Here is a 13,574-nt window from a genome sequence, read left to right on the forward strand (position 1 = left end):
GATCCCTGCGACCAGCCCCGAATCTTAATGACCTGCCGGGTCGGGCAGGGCGGTGTGGCTGCCGAACTTGTTGAGCACGCACAGGTAGACCAGGCCCGCCGCAATCCAGACCAGGCCCAGCTTCTGTGCATCCACGCCCATGTTGTACATGATGGCCGCGACGATGCCGAAACCCACCAGCGGGCAGATCAGGTGACGGATCAGTTGGCCCGACCGTTGGCGGCGCCAGTAGTGGTTGATCACGGTGATGTGCAACAGCATGAAGCCGCTCAAGGCGCCGAAGTTGACCAGGGAGGTCAGGGTGTCAACGGCGTCGATGAACAGGTAGCAGATCAGCAATGACAGCACGGCCACCAGATAGATGCTCATGTAGGGCGTGTTGTGCTTCGGATGGACCTTGGCCAGTACCTTGGGCAGCTTGCCGTCCCGAGCCATGCCGAACAGCAGGCGCGACACCGCGGCCTGGGAGGTGATCGCCACCGCCACGCCCCACGCCAGCGCCGTGGCGACGGCGGTCAGGGTGGCCAGCCAACTGCCGGCCGCCAGTTCGGCGATTTCATAGAAGGCGGTGTCGGCGGACTTGAAGCCCATGCCCGCCGCCAGGTCCGTGGCGATCCAGGTCTGGACCACGAAAATCGCGCCCATCACCAGCAAGGTCACCAGTGCTGCCTTGCCGATGCTGCGTCCCGGGTCACCTTTGATTTCTTCGGCCAGGGTGGAGATGGCGTCGAACCCGAGGAACGACAATACGGCGATCGACACGGCTTGCATCAGCAGGGCGAAGTTGAAGTGCTCCGGGCTGTACAGCGGCGCCAGGGTCATCTGGCCGTTACCGGCCCCACCGTGCAGGGCATTCCAGGCGTAGAACAGGAAAATCCCCAGCACCACCAATTGGGCCAGCAGGAAAATGATGTTCATCCGCGCTGTGAAGGTGATGCCCCGCAGGTTGACGAAGGTCGCACTCACCAGGAACGCGAGGATGAAACCGACCTTGGGAATGTCCGGATACAGGTGATTCAGCGCCATGGCGGCGTAGACATAGAGCAGCGGCGGGATCAGCAGGTAATCCAGCAGCATCAACCAACCGGCAATGAAGCCGACGTGTGGGTTGAGGCCTCTCTGGGCGTAGGAATAGACGGAACCGGCCACCGGGAAGGCCCGGGCCATGCTGCCGTAGCTCAGTGCGGTGAACAGCATCGCCACCATGCCGATGATGTACGCCAGCGGGACCATCCCCGGCGCCTCGGCGTTCACGTAGCCATACACACCAAACGGTGCGATGGGGATCATGAAGATCATCCCGTAGACCACCAGGTCCGTGAGCGACAGGCTGCGCTTCAATTCCTGTTTGTAGCCAAATGCCTCGATACTCACAAGCCGTTCTCCTTTTCAGCCAATCATTGATTTTGTTTTTTCTATCGTTTGTTGCTGCCCGTCACAGCAGCGGCGCCAGGTAGGCGCTCCAGGTGCGCACCGCCTCGGGACTGCGCAGCAGGTCGTTGCGCACTTCGATCAACACCGAGTCCAGGCCGCGACCATCGCCGTGGACCGGGACCGTCATGTCGCTCAACGGGTTGATCCGGTAGGGCTGGTTGCCTGCCACCCGCAGCGAATGCCGGCTCAGCCCATCGACAATGCGCTGGGCGTAGTCCGCGGCTTCGGCGAACAGCACGCCTGCTTCCAGTGCGCGAGGCTGACCGTAGAACACGGGGGTGAAACTGTGAATGCCCACCACTCGCGTCGGTCGGTTGTCGGCCAGGCGCTGGTCGATCAGCGACCGCAACCGGTCATGGAACGGGTGGAACAGGCATTGCTGGCGATACTGCCGAGTGGCTTCGTCCAGGGACTGGTTGCCCGGGACCTGGTAGATCTCGCTCTGGGGCGGGACGCTGTCCGGCACGTGGAGCGGGCGATTCAGGTCGATCAGCAGGCGGGAATAGTTGGCCGCCAGCAAGGTTGCGCCGAGCGTCTCGGACAGACGTTCTGCCAGCGCCAGGGCACCGATGTCCCAGGCAATGTGTTCATTGGCCGCCGTCTCGTCCAGGCCCAGGTCATTCAATGCGGCAGGGATGAAGCGGCTGGCGTGTTCGCACACCAATATCAATGGGTGCTCGGCGTTCTCCCGGATCAGCCGGTAGGGCGGCTCGGTGTAAAGCCCCGACTCGGCGCACTCAATAGATTCGCGCATAGTGCTCACATCGCTCGGCAGGTGACAGCGCTTGGGTCAAGGCCAGTTCCTGAGCCTTCAAGGCGAAGTAGGTTTCGACCAGCGGGCCGGGCAGGGCATCCAACAACGCTCCGCTGTGACGCAGGCAATCCAGTGCCTGGGCCAGGGTGGTCGGCAGGGCGATAATGCCACGAGTTCGACGTTCTTCCTCAGTCAAGTCGTCGGGTATTTCATCGGTGACGGCATTGAGCGCCAGCCGTTGCTCGATGCCCAGTCGTCCAGCGATCAGCAAGGCCGCCATCGCCAGGTGTGGTGACGCGGTGGCGTCCATGGCGCGGAATTCCAGGTTGTACTGGTTCGCCAGCGGCTTGCCCCCCAGGCTCACGGTCGGACAGATGCGCAGCGCCGCTTCGCGGTTGCGCTGTCCCAGGCAAGCGTAGGATGCGCTCCAATGATGGGGTTGCAGGCGCTCGTAGGAGACCGGCGTCGGCGCGGTCAGCGCGCACAGCGCCGGCAGATGCTGCAGCACACCGGCGGCCCAGTGTCGACCGAGGCTGGACAAGCCGTTGCTGCTCGCGCTGTCGTGGAGCACGGGATCGCCATCCAGGTCCTGCAGGCTCAGGTGCAGGTGTACGCCGTTGCACACGGCCTCTGCCGACGTCTTGGCCGCGAAGCTCGCCTCCAGGCCCATCTGCCGGGCGATCTCGCGGGTGATTTCCCGCACGTTCACCGCGCGATCGGCGGCGGCGACGCCCAGGGTCGGGCGACAGGTGATTTCATATTGATGCTTGCCGTATTCGGGCAGGAACATTTCTGGTTCGACGCCCCCGGCCCGCAGGGCACTGAGCAGCCACCCGGCGAACCCGGCCTGCTGGCGCTGGGCCTGGAGGCTGAAGGCCAGGCGGTCGGGTTGGGGCTGGGGGGATTTGAGATTGAACTCATGCTCGAACGCGGCGAAGACCTGCAAGCCCAACTGGGTGCGATAGCGTTCCACTTCGTCATGCAACAGCGTGCGTGGGCAAGCTCCCCAGGGCCGGCCGTCAGTCTCGCGCACGTCACAATGGATGAAATCCAGCGCCGGGGCCTGGGCGTCGGGACCGTTGCCGATGGTGACCCGGCTGGACAGGTCCGGCACCAGCCGCAGGTCGCCATACGCCCCCCAGGGATTGGTCGATGCAATGATGTCCTGGGGCGTCAGCGCGCTGTTGGCCGGTACCCAGCCACAACCGGCAGTGACGTAGTGAGGCAGTTCATCGCTGGGAAACGAGCGCCCTCGGGTCACGCCGATCAGGTCGGTGCTCACCAGCGTGGTGACGGGCAGCGGAGTGAGCGTTGCGGCTTCGAGACGGCTCATGGTTGCATCTCCTGCAAGCGACCGAGCACGGTGTCGGTGTCGCTGATCCAGCAATAACCCTTGATAGCGTTCAGGCAGGCCAGGTGACGCTGTTCGGTGTACGTGGCGCAGGCATCTTCCACCAGGGTGACCAGATAACCGCGGTCGGCGGCGTCGCGCACGGCCATGTCGACGCATTGGTCGGTGACGATGCCAGCGACGATCAGGTGTCGGACCTGCAGGTTGCGCAGCACGTAGTCGATATTGGTGGAGTTGAAGACCCCCGAGGAGGTCTTGGGCAGCACGATCTCGTTTTCCAGGGGCGCCAGCTCGGCGATGATCTGCGCCTGCGGGCTACCCTTGGGCAAGTGCATGTCCGACAGCTTGTGGTCCAGGGAGCGGTCGCGGCCATCGGCGGTGAGGCTTTCGATATGGGTGTGCAACACGTTTTGCCGGGCTGCACGCACTCCGTCGAGCAGCCGTTGCTGGTTGGGAATCACAGTCTGGCGGGCGCGGCGGATAAAATAGCCGGCCTCGGGTGTGTCCAGGTGCGCATCGAACTGCGGTTCCAGCCAGGCGCGTTGCATGTCGACCAGCAGCAATGCCGTGTGGTCGCGGGTGAACGGCAGATCCCGAGGGGAGCGGTGAGGGAGCGAGAACATCCTTATTTTTCCTCCAACAAGTGCGTGTTGAACTCGGTGCGCAAGGCATCGATACCGTCCAGGCGCTCGGCCAGGCCAGGGCATTGCAACGTCAGGCAGGCGACCAGCGCTTCGACCTGAGCCAGTGCCGGTACCAGGCTATCGAAGGCTGAGACTGACTCCACCGGCGCGCTGATAATCAGGTCGGCCAGTTCGCGCAATGGCGAGGCATAGATATCGCTGAACAGCACGACTCGGGCATGGCGTTCCTTGGCCGCGCTGGCAACACGAAGGGCCTGGGCCTGGTAGCGACGATAATCGAAAATCAGCACCACATCCTGGCGCTGCACATCGAACAGCCGATCCGGCAGTTGGGCGTTGTCTTCCAGGGCAAAACAGCCGGCCCGCAGCAGGCGCAGGTGATTCAACAGGTAATGGGCGAGGAAGCTGCTGAAGCGTCCGCCGAAGCAATGCACCTGGTGCCGGGTGTCGAGCAGCCACTGCACGAGAATGCGCACGTCTTCGGGCTGGGTCAGGACTTGGGTTTCCAGGATGCTGCGCTGGCTGGCCACCAGATACTGGCTCCAGGTGTCACCTTGTTGCAACTTGATCCGAGGCTGCAACATCGTGCGGGGAGAGCGCAGTCGGTGGTCCATGTCGACCAGCAACGCATCCTGGAACTCGGCATAGCCGCCGAATCCAAGTTTTTTGACCAGCCGCACGATGGTCGGGTCGCTGACGCCGGCATGTTCGGCCAGGCGCGACATCGGACCGAGGCCGTTGCGCGGGTAATGATCAAGCAGAGCACGTACGACCTTACGTTCCGACGGCGTCAAGATCAAGCCGGGATCGGTAATAAGGTCCCTGAGAGGCGGCATCCGTGCTCCTTGCTGGATGGGGTGTTGAATATCTTTCATAACTCCTGAAAACAGTATTTATGTAGCGACTACTACATGTCCAGCGGTTTTTACGTTTCGTTTAAAATGCCCAAGAATGGTGCGAAAGTCCTGTAGGGCGGGGTCCAGGCTTGGATGGCGTGGTATGTCAGCCAATGCTTTTTTCCGTGTCAGACATAACGACTTTTTGTCTCGGATATTTGATTTCATATAAGGTGCCTACACGAAAATATCCCAGTATCCACCCCCGTTAGTGTGAGCGTCCCGCGTGCAAGCCACTCGTCTGACCTTGATCAGCCATGCCCGAACCGTCGCCCAGAAACAGGCGCGTTTCGCGCTGGACGAATCACTGGACGCAGACTGGCTCGCCAGGCGCCCGGAGGCTGGTCACGGGTATCGAAACGTCGGGCACGTCCTGTGCGGGCCTGAGCTGCGCACCCGCCAGACCGCGGCATTGTTTGGCGACGAATTCCGGGTGGTCCAGGCCCTGGCCGATTGTGATCTGGGACGGTGGCGCGGGTTATCCATCGAGGCGTTGCTCCAGGCCGAACCGGAACACCTGCAAGCCTGGCTCGATGATCCTCATGCGATTCCCCATGGCGGTGAGTCCATCGACCGGCTGTGCCGCCGTGTCGGGGACTGGTTGGCAAGCTTGGAAAATGAACCGGGGCACTTGCTGGCCATCACTCATCCGTTCGTGATCCGGGCGGCCCTGATGAACGTGTTGCAATGCCCGGCAGCCGCCTTCAACCGGATCGACGTCGAACCGTTGTCTTCCCTTGAGTTGCGTTTCAACGGGGTGTGGCGCTTGCGCACCCAGGAGTTGCGGGCATGAAGAAGCTTTCAGTCATCGGCATCGGCGCCGGTGATCCGGATTACCTGACGATGCAAGCGGTGAAGGCCCTGAATCGGGTGGATGTGGTTTTTCTCATGGACAAGGGCCCCGCCAAGCACACACTGCTGGACCTGCGGCGTGACATCTGCGCGCGCTACATCGTTGATCGTCCCTATCGTTTCGTTGAAGCCAGCAGTCCCGAGCGCCACCGCGGCGATCCGGACTACACCGGCAGTGTCGAAGAGCTGAACCGTGCGAAGCAGGCGACCTTCGAAAGATGGATCAATGAAGAACTGTCCGACGGGCAGTGCGGCGGCTTCCTGGTATGGGGCGATCCGTCGTTGTACGACAGCACCGTCCGCATCCTGCAGACCCTTCTTGAGACGGGGCGCTGCATTTTCGAGTTCGAGGTGATTCCGGGTATCACCAGCGTCCAGGCCCTCGCGGCGCAACACAAAGTACCGTTGAGCAGCATTGGCGGCGCGTTGGAGATCACCACCGGGCGGCGGCTGGCGGCGGGCCAGGTGGGGGATGCGGCGAGTGTGGTGGTGATGCTCGATGCCGAGGATGCGTACCGCCAGGTGAGCGATCCCGATACGCATATTTATTGGGGCGCCTACCTGGGGACGCCGGATGAGCTGCTCATCGCCGGTCGGTTGGGGGATGTGGTCGATGACATCGAGCGTACCCGCAAGGCGGCGCGGTTGGCGAATGGGTGGATCATGGACACCTATTTACTGCGCAAGCGTTGATATCCGAATGGCGCCGCTGCATCAATTTTGTGGCGAGGGGATTTATCCCCTCGCCACAGATAAATCCCCTCTTCACAACGGTGCTCGCCAGTTTTGATCGCTGATCATCTGGCTTCATCCCGCCCAAACCGCTCCCGATACACCGACGGCGCCAGCCCCACCACGCTGCGGAACGCCACGCGAAAGCTTTCCACCGAGCGGTAGCCGCACAGCTGCGCTATGTTGTCGGTTTTGTCCTGGGTGCTTTCCAGCAATTCGCGGGCGCGGGCCAGGCGCTCGTGCTGCAGCCAGGCCTTGGGCGACAGCCCGCAGGCCTGGGTAAAGCGGCGCAGGAACGTCCGTTCGCTCATGGCCGCCTGGCTGGCGAGTTCGCGCACGCCGAGGGGCTCATGCAGGTGTTCACGGGCCCACTGCATGACTCCGGACAGATCGCTACGCGGGGTGCGGCTGACCGGCGACGGAATGAACTGCGCCTGGCCGCCGGTGCGTTGCGTCGGCATCACCAGTCGGCGCGCCACGGTGTTGGCGACCTGGGCGCCGAAGTCTCGCGCCACCAGATGCAGACAGGCATCGATGCCGGCTGCACTGCCGGCCGAGGTGATGACCTGGCCCGAATCCACGTACAGCACGTCCGGATCTACCAGGATGGCCGGAAAGTTTTCGGCCAATTCATCGGTGTAGCGCCAGTGGGTCGTGGCCCCCAGACCGTCCAACAGCCCGGCGGCCGCCAACACGAATGCCCCGGAGCAGATCGACAGCAGGCGCGCACCTCGGGCATGGGCTTTGCGCAGTGTTTCCAGCAAGTCCTCGGACGGTGGCTCGCTGCGACTGCGCCAGCCGGGGATCACGATGGTCCGGGCCGTATCCAGCAGCTCCATGCCACCGTCGGCCAGCACCTGGAAGCCGCCCATGGCGCGCAACGGGCCGTCATCGACGGCGACGATCCGGTGTTCATACCAAGGGAAATCGAATTCGGGTCGGGCCAGTCCGAAAATCTCGACGGCAACGCCGAATTCGAATGTGCACAAGCCGTCATAGACGAGGACGGCGACCAGGCCGGGGGAGGGCTGCATTTGGCGGAAAATTCCCACTGAGTGTCTTGTGCGCCACTTTAGCGGTTAGCATAGGGCGGATAAAGTCTCCTTACGCCCCCATCCCCCTTGGAGTATCCACGATGCCCAGCCCGGTTAGCGAAGTGCCTGCTGCTCCGTCTGACATTGCCTTGCAGCATTTCAGCCGTCGTCTGATGTTCGAAACAGATTGTTCCGACGTTCATGCCAGCCAACAGGCCGGCGAGGTCGATTTTGTGCTGGTGGATGTCCGCGGGGCCCTGGCCTATGAGCGCGGTCATGTGCCAGGCGCGATCAATATCCCGACGCGTTCGCTCACCGCCCAGACGCTGGCCGCTTATCCAACAAACACGCTGTTCGTGGTTTATTGCGCGGGGCCGCACTGCAACGGCGCGAACAAGGCGGCGGTCCGCCTGGCGACCCTGGGCTATCCGGTCAAGGAAATGATCGGCGGTGTCATGGGCTGGCTCGACGAGGGTTTTCGCCTGACCGGCCTGGTGGAGCGGGTGGCGGACACGGCGGTCAGCTGCGACTGCTGAGTTTTTGCAGCGATCTGCTGTGGCAAGGGACTTGCTCCCTCGCCACAGCAGTTTGTCTTGTCAGGTTTTTCGCAAACTTCAAGGACATCGGACACACCTGGTTATTTTTATAACTATTTGTCGCCTCAACACAATCTCCCCTCTGAGTGCCCCTCTAGACTCCCGGCCACTTCGGTTTTTGCCAACCGAACGCTGCCTACGATCTGCCAATAAAAAACCTGCGCACTCAGGAGCAAAAATGAAGAAGCTAGCAATGTTCGGTGCCCTGGCACTGTCCGTATTGTCCTTGTCGGCCATGGCCGCTGACGCCCAGCCGCTGCGCCTCGGGATCGAAGCCGGTTACCCACCTTTCTCGATGAAGACCCCTGACGGCAAACTGGCCGGTTTCGATGTCGATATCGGTGATGCGTTGTGTGAGCAGATGAAGGTCAAGTGTGTCTGGGTCGAGCAGGAGTTCGATGGCCTGATCCCGGCGTTGAAGGTGAAGAAAATCGACGCGATCCTGTCGTCCATGACCATCACCGACGACCGCAAGAAAAACGTCGACTTCACCATCAAGTACTACCACACCCCGGCACGCTTCGTGATGAAGGAAGGTTCCGGGATCAAGGACCCATTGACCGAACTCAAGGGCAAGAAGGTCGGTGTGCTGCGGGCCAGTACCCATGATCGTTTCGCCACCGAAGTGCTGGTGCCGGCGGGCATCAACCTGGTGCGCTACGGCTCCCAGCAGGAAGCCAACCTGGACATGGTCGCCGGTCGTCTCGATGCCATGCTGGCCGATTCGGTCAACCTCGACGATGGCTTCCTGAAAACCGATGCGGGCAAAGGCTTCGCATTTGTTGGCCCAACCTACGACGATCCGAAGTACTTCGGCGGCGGTGCCGGCATTGCCGTGCGCAAGGGTGATCAGGCCCTGGCAGAGAAATTCAACGCCGCCATCACCGAAATCCGTGCCAACGGCACGTACAAGAAAGTGCAGGACAAGTACTTCGCCTTCGACATCTACGGGCATTGATCGTTGAAACCAAGGTGGCCCACCGTTGACGCGGTCGGCCACCTTTTTCATGGGCGATTGTTTTACCCTGCGCGATGAGCGCTTTCGTATCTGGAGATTTCATGCAACGCATCGACCATACCCTGCCATGGAGCCACCTCGGCACCGAACGTCGGCTCAGTGTGTTTCGTTATGGCCATGGCCCACGCAAGGTTTACATCCAGGCCAGCCTGCACGCCGATGAGTTGCCCGGCATGCGCACGGCTTGGGAGCTGAAGCAACGGCTCAACGCGCTTGAGGCCCAGGGTTTGCTCAAGGGCGTGATCGAGCTGGTGCCGGTGGCCAACCCCATCGGCCTGGATCAACATCTGCAAAGCGCCCACATGGGGCGTTTCGAGTTGGGCAGCGGCAAGAACTTCAACCGCTCCTTCGTGGAACTCAGCGCCCCGGTGGCGCAACGTGTCGGCGACCGATTGGGTGACGATCCGGCGGCCAATATCACCTTGATCCGCCAGACCATGCTCCAGGTCCTGGACGATTTGCCGGCACCCCCTTCGCAGCTCGAAGCCCTGCATCGTCTCCTGCTGCGCCATGCCTGCGATGCCGATATCACCCTCGACCTGCACTGCGATTTCGAGGCAGCCATTCATCTGTACGCCTTGCCGCAACAATGGCCGCAGTGGCGCTCCCTGGCTGCACGGTTGAAAGCCGGCGTGGCGTTGCTGTGCGAGGACTCCGGCGGCAGTTCGTTCGACGAATCCTGCTCTACCCCCTGGTTGCGCCTGGCCAGGGCTTTTCCCGAGGCGGCGATCCCGCCGGCCAACCTGGCGACCACCCTGGAACTGGGGAGCATGGGCGACACGCGGGTGCATCAGGCCCAGGCCAATTGCGAGGCCATCCTCGGGTTTCTCGCCGAGCAGGGTTTTATCGGCGGCGATTGGCCGTCGGTGCCAGCCCAATGCTGTGAAGGATTTCCTTTCGAGGGCACCGAGTACCTGTTCGCGCCGCACCATGGCGTGGTGAGTTTCCTGCGCGAGGCGGGTGAATGGGTGGAGCGGGGCGACCCCTTGTTCGAAGTGGTCGACCCGTTGGATGATCGGGTTACCACGGTACGGGCTGGCACCAGCGGCCTGCTGTTCGCCCTGGACCGTGGGCGTTATACCCAGCCCGGGATCTGGCAGGCGAAAGTGGCGGGACGTGAGCCGATACGCACCGGGAAATTGACCAACGACTGAAAAGTGCTGTCTACCTCACCGTACGGCCCTTGCCATGGGCTATCGAATGATGGAGGAAGATCAATGTTCAAAGCGTTCGCCCTGTTCCTGTTGCTGGTCTCGTCCGGGTTGCAGGCCCAGCCCTCGCTGCACACGGACTTGCCACTCAGTTATCTGGCCCAGGCCGACGAGCAGGCCAGGGACCGGCCGCTGGTGATATTCCTGCATGGTTCCGGCAGCAACGAACAGGATCTGTTCGAGCTCAGGGACGAGCTGCCCCAACACTACAACTACCTCTCGGTGCGGGCGCCGAAGACCATGGAGACAGGTCATTACCAGTGGTTTGCGAAGCGGGGCGAGGGCGCCTATGACGGCGACACCTCGGACTTGAAGGCCAGCGGCCAAATGCTGCTGGATTTCATCGAAAAGGCCCGGGCCAAATACCCGACGGATGCCAGCCAGGTCTATCTGGTGGGCTTTAGCCAGGGCGCGATGATGAGCTACGAAGTCGCCCTGCGACACCCCGAAGCCGTCGGTGGTATCGCGGCGATGGGCGGGCGGGTTCTGTCCGTGCTGCAAGCCGAGCTGATCCCCGACGAATCGCGGCGGTCGCTGGCGGTGTTCATCGGCCACGGCACGGCAGACCCGATCATCCCCTACCACGATGGCACCGAAGCCGACACGTTCCTGAAGACCTTGGCCCTGGAGCCGGAGTTTCATGCCTATCCGGGTGTCGGGCATACCATCAGTGCCTTGGAAGTGCAGGACCTGCGGGCCTGGTTGGAGCGGCTCAATCCCTAGCGGTTTCAGGTTGAACCTCTGTTGCATGGGCTGACGCTATCGCGAGCGGGCTCGCTCCCACATTTGCTCCCGGGCGTTCACGCGATTTATGCCCACCGCAAAACCCTGTGGGAGCGAGCCTGCTCGCGATGACGTCGGCACATCCAACATCAAGGCAGGCAGACCCACCGCCTTCGCGAGCAAGCCCGCTCCCACTCCTGGGTTCAGGGCCTTCGCAGGATTCATGTCACACCGAAGCCCCCCTGTGGGAACGGGCTCGCTCGCGAATGAAGCAACGCGGTCCCTCAGGCACTCCGCGCCCAGGCCATCACTTGCCGCTGGCGATCTGTTTCACCAACGCTTCATGACCGTTCTTGTCACTGGCCCGGGAGATGATCTGCACCACGGCCATGCGTGTGCCGGAGGCCCCCAGCAATGTGGTGTCGAGGGTCGGCCCGCCGCCCTGGGTGGCGCTGGTGTCGAGTTGACGCAGGCCCAGGCCACTGCCTTTGAGGGCCAGGCTTTTTTCGCTGAGGATCTTGGCATCCGGCAAGGCTTTGCTTCGCTGGGCGGCGAAGCCGGCCATGGTCGTGTCGAGAAACGCAGCATCGTCATCCTTCACCTTCGCACCATTGACGATGGTGTTTTCAGCCGTGATCACCACGGTTCTGCTGGTGGCATTGCTGTACATGGTCCCCGTCGCCCCTGCCGTGCCCTGGGCGGCATCGCCGGCAGGCAGGGCGGTCGCGGTGAAACCCTTGGGCAAGGTAAAGACAAATTTGCCACCCAGCATCGATACTTTCTGAGCCGGCATATCGCCGGCGGCTTTAGCCGGGGCCGAATAGGCAGGCACGACAACCAGACTGGCAACGGCTGTCAGCAACAGTGCAGCAGTGTGTTTTCTCAGCAATGACATTGAAACTCTCGGCGTGGAGGGCGTGTTTGGAAACCGATCATCCCACGGGCATCGCGCCGGACTCCAGTGCTGCGAAGGCTTCCAGACGCGTCAGTCAGGCTCGACATCCAGCTGCAGGCTGTCATCGGCCAGGCGCTCGGCGCGCCGGACGATCCCACTGATCCGCCGCCCCTCGGCAGTGAACACCACGATCTGGGCCTTCTCCAGATCCTCCGGCAGCGGTGGCCGGATGTGCAGCGCGAACCATGGCGGCTCACCGTCATCGAGGCGTTTGACATCGAACTGACAGTCGACGCTTTTGGTTTCCCGACCGAACAGCGTGTCGAGGCCGTAATCCAGGTGGGTGCTGTCGGCAGCGGCGGGGGAAAGGGGCATCGGCAGTCTCCTGTTGAGCACGCGGTTGATGTTCAAGTGATTCTCGCGATGAACGAAAATTCCATCGCCAATGCCCCCGATCAGAATTGATAACCTACCCCAGCATAGTACCCCCAGCCATCGGAGCGGGCGCGGAAGTTGCCATCGCCGAAGTTCAGCTCACTGCCGTCTTCCCAGTTGCCGCCGTTGTGGAAGTAACGGCCCACCAGGGTGAAGCGCAGGTGGGTGAAGGAGTACAGCAATACGTTGGTGGCAACCGTGGCGTTGGCGGTGCGCGCCGGATTGTCCTTGTGCAGATCCGAACCGAAATCGAAGTTGGTGAAGCCGATGTAAGTCAGGGATGCACCGTTGCTGAACCGGCTGATCGGCACGATGTACTTGAGTTGGGCGCGGTAGCTATCCCAGGAATATTCATTACTGGCACCGTAGTTTTCCCATTGATACCGACCGTAGAAGTTGGCCGACAGGTTGACCCTGGAATGGGTGTCGATGTCGGTGCCCAGTCCGCTGTACAAGGTGTTACCGCGATTGGCGCTGTTGCTGCCGTGGTCGTAGATCCAGTCGAACGCCACATACCATTCCTTGAAAGGCCCGATGGCCAGGCTGCGGCCTGCCAGGTAGTCGATGGAAATGCGCGGTTCGTGCTCCATGAACAGCGGCGAGCCGTGGTCCCATGCGCCTTTGTCGTGGCTGTTGCCGATGTCGAAAATTTTCGGAATGTCGACGTAGCCGTACAGTTCGAACGGCCCCTTGCGGCCGAAATATTCATACTCCAGGTAGACATCGTCGACCGGTTGCGGGCCGAAGCTGATGTCCTTGCTACCGATGATCGTCAGGTTCTGATTGTACCAATCCGACAGGTAGGCGCCTTTTTTTGGCGCAGTGGCTTCGGGGCTCAGGGCTTCGCCCTGGGCAGACGCCTCGGCGGGTGCGGCGTGGGTTGCAGTGCTGAGTAATCCGGTAACGGTGGTCAGTAGCAGGGAGGCGGCGAATACGCCGGGCACGGCGCGACGCCGGGAAATGAAATGCATGGAAAGTCCTTGTTCGTGCGGGCCGAAG

At 62.0% G+C, this 13,574-nt stretch carries 15 protein-coding genes; 6 read left to right on the forward strand and 9 right to left on the reverse strand.

Annotation, left to right across the window (positions count from 1 at the left end):
* Nucleotides 1–24: 24 nt before the first annotated feature.
* From FGE05_RS04115 to FGE05_RS04135, 5 genes are all read right to left on the reverse strand, one after another.
* Nucleotides 25–1,374 (reverse strand): APC family permease, encoded by a 1,350-nt coding sequence (locus tag FGE05_RS04115; RefSeq protein WP_139641777.1) that lies wholly within the window; start codon nucleotides 1,372–1,374, stop codon nucleotides 25–27.
* A gap of 61 nt (nucleotides 1,375–1,435) precedes the next feature.
* Nucleotides 1,436–2,188, reverse strand: a complete 753-nt coding sequence (locus tag FGE05_RS04120; protein WP_139641779.1) for an N-formylglutamate amidohydrolase — start codon at nucleotides 2,186–2,188, stop codon at nucleotides 1,436–1,438.
* Nucleotides 2,172–3,521 (reverse strand): glutamine synthetase family protein, encoded by a 1,350-nt coding sequence (locus FGE05_RS04125; RefSeq protein ID WP_139641781.1) that lies wholly within the window; start codon nucleotides 3,519–3,521, stop codon nucleotides 2,172–2,174. Before FGE05_RS04125 ends, FGE05_RS04120 begins: the two co-directional genes overlap by 17 nt.
* Nucleotides 3,518–4,162: an isochorismatase family cysteine hydrolase gene (locus FGE05_RS04130; protein ID WP_139641783.1), complete on the reverse strand. Its 645-nt coding sequence runs from the start codon at nucleotides 4,160–4,162 to the stop codon at nucleotides 3,518–3,520. The genes FGE05_RS04125 and FGE05_RS04130 overlap by 4 nt, the downstream gene beginning before the upstream one ends.
* A 2-nt stretch (nucleotides 4,163–4,164) precedes the next feature.
* A complete protein-coding gene (locus tag FGE05_RS04135; RefSeq protein WP_139641785.1) occupies nucleotides 4,165–5,019 on the reverse strand; it encodes a MurR/RpiR family transcriptional regulator in 855 nt (284 codons plus the stop codon).
* A gap of 286 nt (nucleotides 5,020–5,305) precedes the next feature.
* Here FGE05_RS04135 and FGE05_RS04140 point away from each other — a divergent pair, with 286 nt between their 5' ends.
* Both FGE05_RS04140 and cobF read left to right on the forward strand, forming a co-directional pair.
* Nucleotides 5,306–5,872, forward strand: coding sequence for a histidine phosphatase family protein (locus tag FGE05_RS04140; protein WP_139641787.1), 567 nt, complete (start codon nucleotides 5,306–5,308; stop codon nucleotides 5,870–5,872).
* Complete coding sequence (cobF, locus tag FGE05_RS04145) at nucleotides 5,869–6,624, forward strand: precorrin-6A synthase (deacetylating) (RefSeq protein WP_139641789.1); 756 nt, start codon at nucleotides 5,869–5,871, stop codon at nucleotides 6,622–6,624. Before FGE05_RS04140 ends, cobF begins: the two co-directional genes overlap by 4 nt.
* Before the next feature lie 104 nt (nucleotides 6,625–6,728).
* Here cobF and ftrA read toward each other — a convergent pair whose 3' ends face one another.
* On the reverse strand, nucleotides 6,729–7,697 hold the full coding sequence (ftrA, locus tag FGE05_RS04150; protein WP_139641790.1) for a transcriptional regulator FtrA: 969 nt from the start codon (nucleotides 7,695–7,697) through the stop codon (nucleotides 6,729–6,731).
* A gap of 101 nt (nucleotides 7,698–7,798) precedes the next feature.
* On the opposite strand from ftrA, the gene FGE05_RS04155 reads away from it, so the two are divergent.
* The 4 genes from FGE05_RS04155 (at nucleotide 7,799) to FGE05_RS04170 (ending at nucleotide 11,245) form a co-directional block, all read left to right on the forward strand.
* On the forward strand, nucleotides 7,799–8,233 hold the full coding sequence (locus FGE05_RS04155; protein WP_139641792.1) for a rhodanese-like domain-containing protein: 435 nt from the start codon (nucleotides 7,799–7,801) through the stop codon (nucleotides 8,231–8,233).
* Between the two features lie 238 nt (nucleotides 8,234–8,471).
* A complete protein-coding gene (locus FGE05_RS04160) occupies nucleotides 8,472–9,251 on the forward strand; it encodes an ABC transporter substrate-binding protein (protein WP_139641794.1) in 780 nt (259 codons plus the stop codon).
* Nucleotides 9,252–9,352: 101 nt separating this feature from the next.
* Nucleotides 9,353–10,465, forward strand: coding sequence for a M14 family metallopeptidase (locus tag FGE05_RS04165; protein ID WP_139641796.1), 1,113 nt, complete (start codon nucleotides 9,353–9,355; stop codon nucleotides 10,463–10,465).
* Between the two features lie 63 nt (nucleotides 10,466–10,528).
* Nucleotides 10,529–11,245 carry an alpha/beta hydrolase gene (locus FGE05_RS04170; protein ID WP_139641798.1) on the forward strand — a complete coding sequence of 239 codons (717 nt, stop codon included), beginning with the start codon at nucleotides 10,529–10,531 and terminating at the stop codon, nucleotides 11,243–11,245.
* Nucleotides 11,246–11,552: 307 nt separating this feature from the next.
* Here the strand turns inward: FGE05_RS04170 and FGE05_RS04180 are convergent, their stop codons facing one another.
* From FGE05_RS04180 to FGE05_RS04190, 3 genes are all read right to left on the reverse strand, one after another.
* Complete coding sequence (locus FGE05_RS04180; protein WP_139641802.1) at nucleotides 11,553–12,140, reverse strand: hypothetical protein; 588 nt, start codon at nucleotides 12,138–12,140, stop codon at nucleotides 11,553–11,555.
* A 90-nt stretch (nucleotides 12,141–12,230) separates the two neighbouring features.
* Nucleotides 12,231–12,515 carry a hypothetical protein gene (locus FGE05_RS04185; RefSeq protein ID WP_139641804.1) on the reverse strand — a complete coding sequence of 95 codons (285 nt, stop codon included), beginning with the start codon at nucleotides 12,513–12,515 and terminating at the stop codon, nucleotides 12,231–12,233.
* Nucleotides 12,516–12,595: 80 nt separating this feature from the next.
* Nucleotides 12,596–13,546, reverse strand: a complete 951-nt coding sequence (locus tag FGE05_RS04190) for a nucleoside-specific channel-forming protein Tsx (RefSeq protein ID WP_139641806.1) — start codon at nucleotides 13,544–13,546, stop codon at nucleotides 12,596–12,598.
* Nucleotides 13,547–13,574: the final 28 nt, after the last annotated feature.

This window comes from Pseudomonas sp. ICMP22404 (assembly GCF_006227205.1).
Lineage (GTDB): Bacteria > Pseudomonadota > Gammaproteobacteria > Pseudomonadales > Pseudomonadaceae > Aquipseudomonas.